This is a genomic window from Geofilum rubicundum JCM 15548, assembly GCF_000974365.1.
GTDB classification, from domain to species: domain Bacteria; phylum Bacteroidota; class Bacteroidia; order Bacteroidales; family Marinilabiliaceae; genus Geofilum; species Geofilum rubicundum.
In genome coordinates, this window is record NZ_BAZW01000009.1 from 43,766 (window position 1) to 57,836 (window position 14,071).

Consider the following 14,071-nt stretch of genomic DNA (forward strand, 5'->3'; position numbering starts at 1 on the left):
TAGTGGCGTATGGACTTAAACTTGTAGCGTTAAATCTTATCAAAATGGTGTTCTATGAAAAAATTATCTACACTTATATTGACATTACTGCTGCAATGGATGCTGGTGGTACCCGTAATGGCTCAACGTCCGATGGAGTTCCTGGACAGGGGATTGGTCGCCATGGAAACCAATAATGGCATATTCCTGACCTGGCGAATGGTGGGAACGGACCCGGCAGATGTGGGCTTCAACCTGTATCGGGATGGGGAAAAGATTAATTCAAGCCCCATTACGTCCAAAACGAATTACCGGGATGCGGCAGGCAGTGTGGCATCCATGTACACAGTGGAAACCATTGTGGAAAATGGCGACAATGAATGGTCGGCCGAGTCAGAGGTATGGCCCTTGTATCCGCCCGTTGCCAATCCGGGGAAAGACTATGTGCCTTTAAAAAGAATTCCTTTGCCCCCTGCACCAGTCAGGGACGGGGTAGCGTATACGCCCGGCGACATGAGTGTGGGTGATTTGACGGGGGATGGACGATATGAACTGGTTTTTGAGTGGGAATCCAACAGCGGCACCCATTCTTGTATGGATGCCATTGATCTGGATGGAAATCATCTTTGGCGTGTTCAGGGCGGACCAAATGTAAGTACGGCCAAACTCAATATTTTGGTGTACGATCTGAATATGGATGGAAGGGCGGAAGTGGCCATTCTTTCCGGACCAGGCACCATTGACGGAAAGGGCAACTACCTCAGTAAAGGGGTGGCAGCGGATTATGATCCGGAAATGGTGATTCCTCGACCCAGCGGTCGATTAATGGAGGATCCCCAGTTTATTACCGTGTTCGACGGATTGACCGGAGAAGAAATGGCAACCACTGAACACTGGCCGCCTTTAGGGCCCGTGAGTCAGCATGACGCCACCTGGGGCGACAACTACGGACATAGGGCCAGTTCGCTGAAAGGCGGGGTTATTTACACTCTGGAGCATGGCCCCTTGCTGGTGTATCAAAGAGGGGTTTATACGCGGGTTGGACTGGCTGCCCATAAGTGGGATGTTGAAGACGGACTGGAGATGGTCTGGAGTTTTGATAGCTATGCGGCCGGAAACAGCGCTTATTCTGCCCAGGGGAACCACAGTGTGGTAGTTGGTGATTTGGATGGTGATGGCAACGATGAATACATTTATGGGGCAGCCGCCATCAATCACGATGGAAGCGGTTTGTACAGCACCGGCTTTGGTCATGGTGATTCACATGCCCTGGCCGACCATGACCCTTATGTGGATGGCCTGGAGTATTTCCAAACACATGAAAATAATGTTTATGGAATTTCCATGCGTAAGGCGGGAACCGGAGAAATTCTTTGGCAGGTAGATAATCCAGGTGATATTGGGCGCGGATGGGCTGCAGATGTCGATCCGCGTTATCCGGGTTCAGAAGCCGTGGGCATTGGATTGGGGAACTTCAATAAATCAGGTTTTGTGATGAGTACCGACTACAATGCCTATGATCAGCCCCTGTATTTCGATGGTGATATTCAAAAGGACTTGCGGAATGGCGGGAATATTAATGGTGGATATAGTGGCGGGCGTCACCTGACCTCCTGGTATTATGGTGCTTCTACCATTCACAGTACGAAGAGTGATGCCAATCTGGTGGCCGATATTATAGGCGACTGGCGCGAAGAGGTGATTTTCAGGGAAAACAGCAATGAGGCTTTTTTGATTTTCTCAAGTTGGTTTCCAACCGAACGAAAGAACTATACCCTGATGCATGACCCTGTGTATCGAATGACGGTGGCCGTGCAGAACGTGGGTTACAATCAACCGGCCCACGTGGGTTATTACTTTCCGGATGGAGCACCAGTTCCCGATATTGAAATTGTTAAGTATGCCGGTTCAGGAACCGGTTTTGCCAATGCCGATGGTCAAAAGCCAGGAGGCTGATGGTTTTGCCTAATCCTGTGGCGGATTATGCGCGCATTTTGTGGCGGGGAGATATGGCTGCGGGAACCCGGGCAGAAGTTTATAATGTGTTAGGAGTTAGGGTTTATCAAGGCCTGTTAACCAACGGAGAAGTAAGCGTGGATGCAAGTTCTTTTGGCTCAGGCCTTTTTCTGGTGCGGGTGGTGCATCCATCCGGAGCTACTAATTCTACTCGGTTTTTCAAGAAATAGAATCATCTTAACACCGATGTACACCTATGGCTTTCTTCAATGTCATTCAAGAAATATTTGTCAAAGCAAAAGGATTGTCTTGCCTATTTGTTGTATAAACAAGATATTTGTATCTTAACTGCCTTAAAATGGAAATCGCTGTAAGGGCGGTGTAATGTGTACTTGAAAAAAATGTAAGATGAAGAAGATTTTATTTGCAGTATTGTGTCTTTTGCCTGCTTTTGCATCAGGTATTAATAAAAAAGACAAGGCAAAGGATGTGTGGCCGGATGGTACGCCTATGGATGCCTGGTTTCATGACATTGAACCGACTGATATTAACAAGTTGGGAAAACATTACCGGATAACCGACCACGGGGTGGTGCAGGACAGTACCGTTTTGCAGACCGAAAAAATTCAGGCCATCATTGACAAGGCACATGAGGCCGGCGGTGGTGTAATTATTATTCCTGAGGGAGTTTATCTGAGTGGGTCTTTGTTTTTTAAGCAGGGAACGCACCTTCACGTTGTAGAAGGAGGAAAACTAAAGGGCAGTGATGATATTAGCCATTTCGAGCTTTTGATGACCCGCATTGAGGGGCAGACGCGAAAATATTTTGCAGCTTTGGTCAACGCCGACGGTCTGGATGGCTTCACCATTTCAGGGAAGGGTGCTATTGATGGCAATGGTTTGCGCTACTGGAAGGCTTTTTGGCTTCGTCGGGCATTCAACCCGCAATGTACGAATGTAGATGAAATGCGTCCGCGTCTGGTTTACATCTCGAATAGTAAAAATGTGCAGCTCTCGGGGGTGCATCTGATGAATTCACCCTTCTGGACCACGCATTACTATAAGTGTGAAAATGTGAAACTACTGGGACTGACCATCACGTCTCCGGCCGCGCCGGTGAAGGCGCCGAGTTCGGACGCAGTGGATATTGATGCCTGCCGTAATTTCCTGATAAAGGATTGCTACATGTCGGTGAACGACGATGCCGTTGCTCTGAAAGGCGGAAAGGGTGTTGATGCCGATACGGATCCTGATAATGGTGGCAATTACCATATTCTGATTGAAGACTGTACTTTTGGATTTTGCCACGGTGCATTGACTTTTGGTAGCGAGTCGGTTCACAATAAAAACATCATTATGCGCCGTATCCAGATCAATCATGCCCAGCGCTTGTTTTGGTTGAAGATGCGTCCCGATACCCCACAAAACTATGAGCACGTATTGATTGAGGATATTGAAGGCAGTCACGTTGGTAACTTCCTGTACATTCGTCCATGGACCCAGTTCTTTGACCTTGGTGAAGGTCGCGATGTAATCATGTCCTACGCCAGCAATATTACCATGCGCAACATCAATCTGGAGTGCAATACTGTTTTCCGGGTAGATACGCAGGATCCGAGGGGTGCCATTGATGCCTTCGATTTCCGTTTGTCGAATTTCACCTTTGAAAACCTTGATCTAAAGGCCAAAGATCCCCAGATTAATGAGCACCTCGTAGATGGCTTTATAATGAAGAACGTGGTGGTAAATGGAGAGAAGGTGAAGAAATAGCTTGCCATCATTCAAATAGTTTATAAAAGGTACTCAGGTTTTGATATTCAAAGCCTGGGTACTTTTTTTTGTAGGGTTACAAAATGATAGCTGTTGATACAAAATGATAGCATTGAATTCAGGTGCTTTTTGCAATTTTGTATAGAGGAAGTGCCGATGATAAATGACACCTTAAAGGGGTATTCCTGACAAAGGAATAAGTGCTGCAAATTGTATCAAAAAGTTAAAAAGTTTTATCAAAATGTGTATTGATGAATGAAGCGGGGAGTTGTACTTTTGATTAGGAGGTATTTTATATACAGTTTAAAAAATATAGGATGATGAGGGGACTGATAATGATGTTGTTTTTGACCTGTTGGGGACTTTCGAGTGATTCGTCCGCTCAGATGCAGGTTGAGCATTTAAATAGAGGTGGTATTGCTGTTTTTCAACAGGAGGGCTGCTTTTTGTCCTGGCGACTTTTGGCCGACGAGCCTTACGATACGGGGTTTAATATTTACAGGGATGGCCAACTGCTCAACGATGAACCCTTAACAGCGACCACAAATTATCTGGATGCGGATGGCCGTGTCGGCAGTACTTACGCTTTGAAAAAGGTAATTAATGGCCGGGAGTTGAAAGAAGCCGAGGCTTCTTTCAAATACATTGAGCAGACAGAAGGCGCTCATGCCGGTTATTTCGATATTCCGCTAAAGCGTCCGGCAAAAGGCGTGAATGGTGGAGAATATTCTCCCAACGATGGCAGTGCCGGTGATTTAAATGGGGATGGCACCTATGAACTGGTGTTGATGTGGAGCCCCAATAATGCTAAAGACAATTCACACAGAGGTGTTTCTGACCAGGTCATTCTGGATGCTTACACCTTGGATGGCGAACATTTGTGGCGCATTGAGCTGGGACCAAATATCCGGTCGGGCGCCCACTATACCCAATTTTTGGTGTACGATTTTAACGGCGACGGAAAGTCGGAGATGATGGTGAAGACCGCTCCCGGAACCCGGTATGGCACTGGTGCTTTGTTATCCAAAGGACCAGCAGCGACTGCGGATCATTCGGTGAATTATACCAATTCAACCGGTTATATCATTGAAGGACCTGAATATGTAACGGTTTTTGATGGTGCCACCGGTAAGGAGCTGGCCACGGCCGACTACTGGCCACAGCGTGGCCGTGTGCGCAACTGGGGCGATTCCTATGGTAACCGGATGGATCGCTTTAATGCCACTGTGGCTTATGTGGACGGGGAGCGTCCTTCTGCTATTTTTCAGCGGGGATATTACACGCGCTTAACAATGGCTGCCTGGGATTGGCGCGATGGCGAACTGACCCAAAGGTGGACCTTTGATTCGGACACCAGGGGCAATGAGGCCTATGCCGGTCAGGGCAACCACTCCATTCATGTGATAGATGCCAACAATGATGGCAGGCACGACATCGTAACCGGTCCGGCCATCATTGCGTCGGATGGCACCGGCATGCATACCACCGGCATGGGCCATGGTGATGCCACGCATGTGACCTATATGCTTAAAGATTTCCCTTATCCGCAGATTGCCATGCCGCACGAAAGTGGCGGTCATGGATTTTCCCTGCGGCATGCGCACAACGGCGAAATACTATTCAATCACCGAAATCCCAACGATGTGGGCAGAGGTGTGGGGGCTGAAATTGATCCGGAGGTGCCCGGCTTCCATTTTTGGGGCACCCATGGCATGGGCCTGTATAATATGACTGGTGAAAAGGTGGGGGATGTACCCAGATCGATGAATTTTGTGGTTTGGTGGGATGGTGATTTGAGTCGCGAGTTGCTTTCGGGCAACCGCATTGACAAATGGAGCATTGCCAACAATTCTGCAAAGCCTTTGCTCAACGCTGAAGGGGCACGTTCCATCAATGGCACAAAGGCCACGCCTGTGTTGCAGGCCGATTTGTTGGGCGACTGGCGCGAGGAGGTGGTGCTACGCAGGGAGGACAATGAGGCTTTACGGGTTTACACGACGACCATGCCAACGGCCCATCGTTTATACACTTTGATGCACGATCCCGTTTACCGGGTGGCCGTGTCGTGGCAAAATTCTTCTTATAATCAGCCGCCACATCCGGGCTATTACATCGCCACGGATATGGATTTTCCACCGCCAACCCCAAGGGTTAAGGTGTTGTCCGGTAAAGAGTAGCAAGAATTAGACGAAACGCGTGTAGGTGATAGTTATGCACATTTGAGGGGGAATTACACAATAAATTATATAACAAGATGAAGTATTTTAAAGGGTTTGCATTTACGGCCTTATGGCTAATGGTCTTATCTTTTTGGTCATGTGAGACGAAAGTGGAAGATTTGGCCGATTCACGGGTTGTCCAGTCCTTCAACAAGGACTGGAGATTTGTGCAGGATGATCCGGAGGGTGCTGAAGGCGCCCGGTTTAGCGATAGCGATTGGCGGATGCTGGATGTGCCGCACGATTGGAGCATAGAGGGGGAGTTTAACCGGGACAACCCGACCGCCCGTGGAGGTGGCTATTTGCCTGCAGGTATTGGCTGGTACCGCAAAAGCTTTACGCTGCCAAAATCGGCAGAAGGGCGCAAGGTCTGGATTAATTTTGATGGCTTAATGGCCAATAGCGATGTCTATATCAATGGCCACCATTTGGGCCATCGTCCCTATGGCTATGTGGACATTACCTATGAGTTAACAGAGCATCTTCAATTTGGAAAAGAGAATGTGATGGCGGTGCGACTGGATAACAGTAAGCAACCGGCTTCGCGTTGGTACACAGGGGCCGGGATTTACCGCAACGTGAAGTTGATTGTTAAGGAAGATACCTATGTTGATAACAACGGCGTGTTTGTCACCACCCCGCAGGTAAGTGAAGAAAGCGCTGTGGTAAATGTGAAAACCGACGTGGTTAACACGGGTGTTGCTTCAGAAGTGATGGTTAAATCGCTTGTGAAAAATGCCGACGGGCAATTGGTCTTGGCCGATTCGGTGAGCCGGCAATTGGAGCAGAATGAGAAATACACTTTTGATCAGTCCCTGCAGGTTGAGTCGCCCAGGTTATGGTCGCTCGACTCGCCCGAAATGTATGTCAATGAAACAGAAGTGTGGGTCAATGGTGAGAAGAAAGACCATTTGAGCACCCCTTTTGGAATCCGGAGCTTTCATTTTGATGCCGCTACCGGTTTTCACCTCAATGGTGAAAATATTCGTCTCAAAGGCGTTTGTTTGCACCACGATGGTGGCGCTGTTGGCGCCGCCGTTCCGCTGGCCATCTGGGAGGAACGCTTTAAGCAATTAAAAGAAATCGGCATCAATGCCATCCGTACCGCCCACAATCCATTCGCTACTGAGTTTTTGGACCTGTGCGACCAGATGGGCTTTTTCGTCATGAATGAAACTTTTGATACCTGGCGGGCCAGCAAAAATAATGCGGACCATGGTTATCAGCACCATTTCGACGATTGGTGGGAGGAAGATACACGTGCCATTGTCTTGCGCGATCGCAACCACCCTTCTATTTTCATTATCAGTGTGGGCAATGAGATTCGCGATAACCTGAACAATGAGCAAGGTTTTGAAACCTATAAAATGCAGCACAACCTCATTCACCGTTTGGATGGTACCCGACCGGTTACTTTGGCACTGTTCAGACCCAATCAGGCCCATGTTTATCAGAATGGTTTTGCTGAACTGATGGATGTGGTGGGGCAGAATTATCGCGAAAATGAATTGGCGCAGGCCTCTATTGATAACCCCGACTGGAAAGTGATGGGCACTGAAAACGGTCATACCCGTCAGGCCTTCCTCGTTTGGCGCGACAATCCATCCATTGCCGGGCATTTTTTGTGGACCGGAATCGATTATTTAGGGGAGGCCGACTGGCCCGAGGTGTCGCATGATTATGGCTTGTTCGACCGGGCAGGATTTACCAAGCCCAGAACCTGGGAGCGCATGAGCTGGTGGTCGGAAACTCCTATGGTTCGCATTTATAGAAGAGAGCACCATTTGGGACAGGGCGGACTGGTGGACGACTGGACGCCGACTGATTTTGACACTTACGATGAAGCGCACCTCGAAATATATACCAATGCCGACGAGGTGGAGGTCTTTCACAACGGCGAGTCTCTGGGTACCAAAAAGCGTCCGGAAGATGCTTCTCCGATTCGTTTCCGCCTGACCTTCCAGCCTGGAAGCATTGAGGCTGTGGCCCGTACCAATGGTGAGGAAGTGGCCGTTCATGAATTGAAAACAGCCAAGGGGCCTTCACAGATCGTACTTTCTCCAACAAAAACCTCTCTCGTGAATAACTGGGATGATGTAAGCATTGTCCGTGTGAAACTGGTCGATGAAGAGGGCATCCTTTCTCCCAATCTGGCTAAGAAACTGACCTTTGAGGTGACCGGTAACGGTGAACTGGTGGCTGTTGATAATGGGGCACGCGATAGTCATGAGTCCTTTGTGACCAATGAGAGACGTACAGCGCGCGGGCAAGCCATTGCCATTGTCAGGGCAACTGCTGATGAAGGCTCATTTCAGGTGAATGTAACCGGTGAGGGTTTAACGCCCGCTTCGGTTGAAATTACCATTGGGCAGTAGTCTGTCCCGTTGATAAAATGAACACTTAAGAAACTTGGAATAGAAATAAAATATAAAAAAAGAAATGAAAGAATTATTTAAGTCCCTCATGGTGCTGGCCTTTGTTTGGGCCGTTCTGAGTTGTAGTCAGCAAGAAGAAACCGCAAAGCCCACGATTTACACCATTGGTGATTCAACCGTTAAATGCGGTCAAGGCAAAGGTGGTGGCGGTTTATGGGGATGGGGTGAGCCCTTTCAGTTTTTCTTTGATACCACTCAGGTGAATTTGGTAAATGTGGCACGGGGCGGCACCAGCAGTCGCACCTATCGCACCCTTGGCTTGTGGCAACCCACTCTGGACAGTCTTAAAGCTGGTGATTTTGTATTCATTCAGTTTGGACACAACGATGCAGGTGCCTTGAACGATTCTACGTGCGCGGGGCACCGATCCGGGGAGTCGGCGATGAGTCTGAGGTCATCGACAATATTCTCACAGGGGAGATGGAAACGGTCCATTCTTACGGAGCCTATTTATCCATGTATGTCAATGAAATCAAGGAAAAAGGAGCCATTCCCGTCCTGATCGCCCCCATTCCACGTAATTCGTGGAATGAAGAGGGACGCGTTCCTTACAATGATGCCTCTTATGGCGGATGGGCCCAACAGATTGCCGAAAAGCATTCGGTGATGTTTATCAACCTCAACCATAAAATGGCCGATGCCATGACAGAAATGGGAGAGGAGAATGTAAGGGATGTGATTTTTTGGGAACGGGACCATACCCACACCACGGCTGAAGGCGCTGTATTGTCAGCATCTCTGGTGGTTGAAGGCATTAGGGAAAATCCTGAGAGTGCACTCAACAACTACCTGCTTGAGGCCTATCCTTCGCAGGCAATAGATCTCTTTGTGGAAGCTGCCAGGGAAGTGAAATAAATAAATGGTTTAACAAGCTTTAAGGCCACAATGCCCCAGGTTTATATTTGAGGCATTGTGGCCGTTTTTATTTGAAAATGGACCATCGCTATATATTGCTGACAATCAGTTCGCCTGAACGAGGGGTTTTGGAATGGCAGTGTATCAAAAAGTTAAAAAGAAATCCCAGTTTGTGTATTGATGTTAATCCGCGGTGTTTATAAATTTGAATTTGGTAAATTGTGTTAAGTTTTTGTAGATAAGATGGTTTTAAGAAGTGCCCAAACGGTCCTCTAAAAACGCTCTGCGTTTCTGATGATTATGTTGTCAGAGAGTGGATTTAACCTGTTAAAACGCTAGTTATGATTAAGAGATTTGCTTTCAAAATGTACCTGAAGCCCGGATTAAAATCGGAGTATAAAAAGCGTCACGATGCCATTTGGCCGGAACTGACCGAGATGATACGTGCCAGCGGCGTGTACGATTATTCCATCTTTCTGGATGAGGATACCAATACCTTGTTTGGTGTTCAAAAGCAGAAAGGGGCTGCTTCCTCTCAGGACATGGGCGACAATCCCATTGTTCAAAAATGGTGGGATTACATGGCCGACATTATGGAAGTGAATGCTGACAATTCGCCGATAACCATTCCCTTGGAAGAAGTTTTTTATATGGAGTAGGTTGGTGATTACCTGTTCGCTTTAGTTTAAGTGCGACCAGGACTATTGGTAAGTTGTGGTATTAAAAATTATTTCCCATGCATATAAATATAACGAGATTGCAAAAGTATCTTCCCGTGGCTGCCCTTTTGGCCTGCTCACTTTTGGTGAGTGGGTGCGACGAAAGCAAGATGGAGCAAGAGGTCGTTGTCTGGCCCACCATAGAAAAAGAGATGAAGCCATGGACGCGTTGGTGGTGGATGGGAAGTGCGGTCAACGAGCGGGATCTGCAATGGCATCTGAAGCACTTCGAGCAGCAAGGATTTGGCGGTGTTGAAATTGCCCCCATTTATGGTGCTAAAGGCTTTGAGGATGAGTATATTTCTTACTTGTCGCCCAAATGGATGGAGATGTTGGATTATTTGATTGAGCAATCCGATTCACTGGGTTTGGGGGTTGACATGACCAATGGCACCGGATGGCCCTTTGGCGGTCCGCACATCACACCTGATGTGGCTGCCGGTCGCCTGTTTATCCAATCCTATGAAATAGCTGCCGGAAGCAGCGAAGCGCCGCTGATGATCATCGACGATGAGCGTCAAAAAGCCTTAGGCGTTGACGTGATTGCCATTACCGGGTACGGACCGGAGGGCGAGGTGCTCGATCTTTTGGCGCATCTGGATGTTGACAAGCGATTTAACTGGAAGCCTGAATCTGGTGTTTGGGATGTGAAAGCGGCCTTTCATGGTCGTACCCGCCAACAAGTTAAGCGGGCAGCTCCCGGTGGTGAAGGTTTTACCTTTGATCACTTTTCACCCAAAGCACTGGAACAGTACCTGTCGCGCTTCGATGAGGTGTTTGGCGATGAAAATCCGGGCGTTCGGAGTTTTTTCAATGACAGCTATGAATTGTTTGGAGCCAGTTGGGGCGAAAACTTTTTTGAGGAATTTGAGCAAAGACGCGGTTACAGTCTTAAACCCCATTTGGATATTTTGGCCGGCGAAGGCGATGAAGAGGTAACAGCCCGCATTAAGTCCGATTACCGGGAGACCATGTCGGAATTGTTGATTCAGAACTTTTCTACCGGATGGACCCAATGGGCCAACAGCAAAGGCGCCAAGTCCAGGAACCAATCGCACGGTTCACCGGCCAATTTGCTCGATGTTTATGCGACCGTTGATATTCCTGAAATAGAAACCTTTGGCGGTACCCATTTTCCCATTAAAGGATTTTTTTGGGATGAAGGCTATGTCAAGGAAGCGGATCACAACGAGTTGTTTTTAAAAATGGCGGCCTCTGCTGCTAATATCAGCGGGAAAAAGCTCGTCTCTTGCGAGACCTTCACCTGGCTGGGTGAGCATTTTCGCGTGCCATTGTCGCAGGCCAAGCCTGAAGCAGAGCAAGTCTTTTTGTCGGGTGTCAACCATATTTTCTATCATGGAACGACCTATTCCTCGCAGGATGCCCCCTGGCCGGGATGGTTGTTTTACGCCTCGGTTCATTTTGCCCCTTCTAACAGCTTTTGGCCGCACATCAGTGGCTTGAATGAGTACATCACCCGTTGTCAAAGTATTTTGCAAGGTGGTACGGCTGCCAACGACTTATTGGTCTACTGGCCCATATACGACACCTGGCACAAGGCCGAAGGCATGGATATGATGATGTCTGTTCATGGATCTAAAGAATGGCTGGCTTCTGAACAGGTCAAAAGTCTGCTGGCCCGAGGCTATTCCTTCGATTTTGTATCAGATGCTTTATTGGCCACCTTGCAAGTCGACAATGGTCAATTGGTGACAGAAGATGGCCAAAACAGCTATCAGGCTGTGGTCATTCCCGAATGTGAGCGCATGCCGCTTGAAACACTGCAGCTTTTGGTTTCTCTGGCCGAAGCCGGAGTGCCGGTGGTCTTCCAGTCCCTCCCCACCGATGTGCCCGGTTACTTTGAGGTAGAAGAGCGACGCAATGCCATGAATACGCTTCTGAGCGATTTTGTGCCAGATGCAGAAGGTGGGGACGTCCAATTACAAAAACGCGGCGAAACCAGATTGGTGGTAGCGCCGGAATTGGAAAAGGGCGTTAACCATGTGGGGGTTGAGCGTGAAACGCTTACCGATTTGGGCTTAAAGTATATCCGACGTTACAGTCCGCAAGGCATCTATTACTACGTGGTTAACCATACGGCGGATGATTTGGATGCCAAAGTTGTATTGAATCAGCAATCTGAAAGCATAGTATTGCTTGATCCGCAAACCGGAGCGTCCGGACTGATACCCGGAACACCGAAGGGAACGGGAACTGAGTTGCGCCTCCAAATCCGCTCGGGGGAATCTCGCTTTGTCTTGTTTACCAATAAAAAAGTGTCCAACGTTTCACGATGGAGTTACCGGATGTCCGATGACGGCGTAATATTGGTGGACGGACAATGGACCGTCGATTTTGTAGAGGGCGGCATAGAGCTGCCTGAACAGCAAAGACTAAATGAGGTTAAGCCATGGACAGAACTGAATGATTCGCTGGCCAACCGCTTCTCAGGAACGGCGCATTATTCTACCACTTTTGAGGTGGAAAAAGTGACTTCTGACAGCTACCTGCTCGATTTGGGAGAGGTCATGCACAGTGCACGTGTGGTGCTCAATGGAACTGATTTGGGTCTTGTGTGGAGTCCGCCCTTCGTGCTGGAAGTCGGTGATTATCTGCAGGAAGGCCAGAATGAATTGACAGTGGAAGTTGCCAATCTTATGGCCAACCGCATTCGGGATATGGACCGGAAAGGGATAGAATGGCAATTGTTCCACGAGATTAATTTTGTGGATATCAATTACCGTGGTTTTGATGCCGCGGAATGGCCGGTGATGCCTTCGGGATTAAAGGGGCCGGTGCGACTGATTCCACAGGTTATTTTACCTTATGAATTAGAGGGTAGTACCTTGAATACGCCCTTGGTGTTTGATTTTGGTTCTTCTGCTGGTAAGGAAGCAGGTCGCTATAAAGTCGCCCCCGGGTTTAACTATACCCCCGAGCGGGGTTATGGCTTTGACCTGAACAGTCGGGTGGCCACCATCGGCCAGTCGGATGGAAACGCGGTTGTTGCCAGTGAAACCGCCTCTTCTTTCTATTTCTCTGTAAGGGTGCCGGAAGGTAATTATAAGGTGACCGTGGTCGCCGGACATCCCGATAAAGCTTCGGAGCTCACCATTAAGGCGGAATCGCGCCGGTGGATGACCGGTGTCGAGAATATCCCTGCAGGGGAGACCCGCACTTTTTCCTTTGTGGTGAATCGCAGATCTGCGCGCATTTCAGATACGGATTCCATACATCGAAAACCCCGAGAGTATGCTTATATGAATTGGGATGAGAAACTCACCCTCGAGTTCAACGGTAAGAATCCAGCGATACATTCCGTAAAGGTGGAGTCTGCCGGAGCTGATGTTAAAACGGTTTTTTTAGCCGGTAATTCTACCGTAGTGGATCAGGAAAATGAGCCCTATGCTTCATGGGGACAAATGATCACCCGCTATTTTAATGACGAGGTTGTGGTGGCCAATTTTGCCGAATCGGGCGAATCACTGGCATCGACCAAGGCTTCGGGACGATGGCGCAAAATTTTGAGTGAATTGAAGAAGGGCGATTTTGTGATGATTGAGTTCGGTCACAACGACCAAAAGCGCAAAGGAGAGGGGATTGGCCCCTATACCTCCTTTACTGATTTAATGACGGGGTTTGTGAACGATGTGAAGGAACGAGGTGGTGTTCCCATTGTGCTTACGCCCATTCAGCGTCGACGCTTTGATGAGGCCGGCCAACAAGTGGAAACGCATGGTGACTACCCCGACGCGGTGAGAAAGGTGGCCAAAAAGGAGCAGGTGCATTTGATTGATCTGACTGCGATGAGTACTAGGCTGTTTGAAGCCTGGGGCCCTGAAGCCTCAAAAAACGCCTTTGTGCATTATCCGGCAGGTACTTTCCCTCGTCAGAATAGTGACCTAAGTGATAATACGCACTTTAATAACTATGGCGCTTATCATATTGCTTTGTGTGTTATAAAAGGCTTGCAGGGGTCGGCTACGCGTTTGGACCGGAATTTGAGTAAGGATGTGCCAGTGATTGATTTGGATAAACCCTTGCCTTATAGCCAATGGCGCTTTCCTTATAGTCTGATGGCAGATGCTGAAAAGCCCGATGGCAATTAGTCTTTTAAAATTTTTATTGGTAATTGTAA

At 48.3% G+C, this 14,071-nt stretch carries 8 protein-coding genes; all 8 read left to right on the top strand.

Annotation, left to right across the window (positions count from 1 at the left end):
- Positions 1–54 precede the first annotated feature (54 nt).
- On the top strand, positions 55–1,935 hold the full coding sequence (locus tag JCM15548_RS06895) for a rhamnogalacturonan lyase family protein (RefSeq protein ID WP_062123778.1): 1,881 nt from the start codon (positions 55–57) through the stop codon (positions 1,933–1,935).
- Positions 1,935–2,165, top strand: a complete 231-nt coding sequence (locus tag JCM15548_RS06900) for a T9SS type A sorting domain-containing protein (protein WP_062123780.1) — start codon at positions 1,935–1,937, stop codon at positions 2,163–2,165. The genes JCM15548_RS06895 and JCM15548_RS06900 overlap by 1 nt, the downstream gene beginning before the upstream one ends.
- Before the next feature lie 178 nt (positions 2,166–2,343).
- On the top strand, positions 2,344–3,705 hold the full coding sequence (locus tag JCM15548_RS06905) for a rhamnogalacturonidase (RefSeq protein ID WP_062123782.1): 1,362 nt from the start codon (positions 2,344–2,346) through the stop codon (positions 3,703–3,705).
- Positions 3,706–4,022: 317 nt separating this feature from the next.
- Entirely contained in the window at positions 4,023–5,882 is a 1,860-nt protein-coding gene (locus tag JCM15548_RS06910) for a rhamnogalacturonan lyase (protein WP_083985013.1), read from the top strand.
- A 77-nt stretch (positions 5,883–5,959) separates the two neighbouring features.
- Positions 5,960–8,299, top strand: a complete 2,340-nt coding sequence (locus JCM15548_RS06915; RefSeq protein ID WP_062123786.1) for a glycoside hydrolase family 2 TIM barrel-domain containing protein — start codon at positions 5,960–5,962, stop codon at positions 8,297–8,299.
- Between the two features lie 64 nt (positions 8,300–8,363).
- Positions 8,364–8,861 carry an SGNH/GDSL hydrolase family protein gene (locus JCM15548_RS23240; protein WP_062123788.1) on the top strand — a complete coding sequence of 166 codons (498 nt, stop codon included), beginning with the start codon at positions 8,364–8,366 and terminating at the stop codon, positions 8,859–8,861.
- A gap of 694 nt (positions 8,862–9,555) precedes the next feature.
- Positions 9,556–9,873 carry an L-rhamnose mutarotase gene (gene rhaM, locus JCM15548_RS06930; protein WP_227625542.1) on the top strand — a complete coding sequence of 106 codons (318 nt, stop codon included), beginning with the start codon at positions 9,556–9,558 and terminating at the stop codon, positions 9,871–9,873.
- Positions 9,874–9,971: 98 nt separating this feature from the next.
- Positions 9,972–14,042 (top strand): glycosyl hydrolase, encoded by a 4,071-nt coding sequence (locus JCM15548_RS06935; RefSeq protein WP_162198189.1) that lies wholly within the window; start codon positions 9,972–9,974, stop codon positions 14,040–14,042.
- The last annotated feature ends 29 nt before the right edge of the window (positions 14,043–14,071 follow it).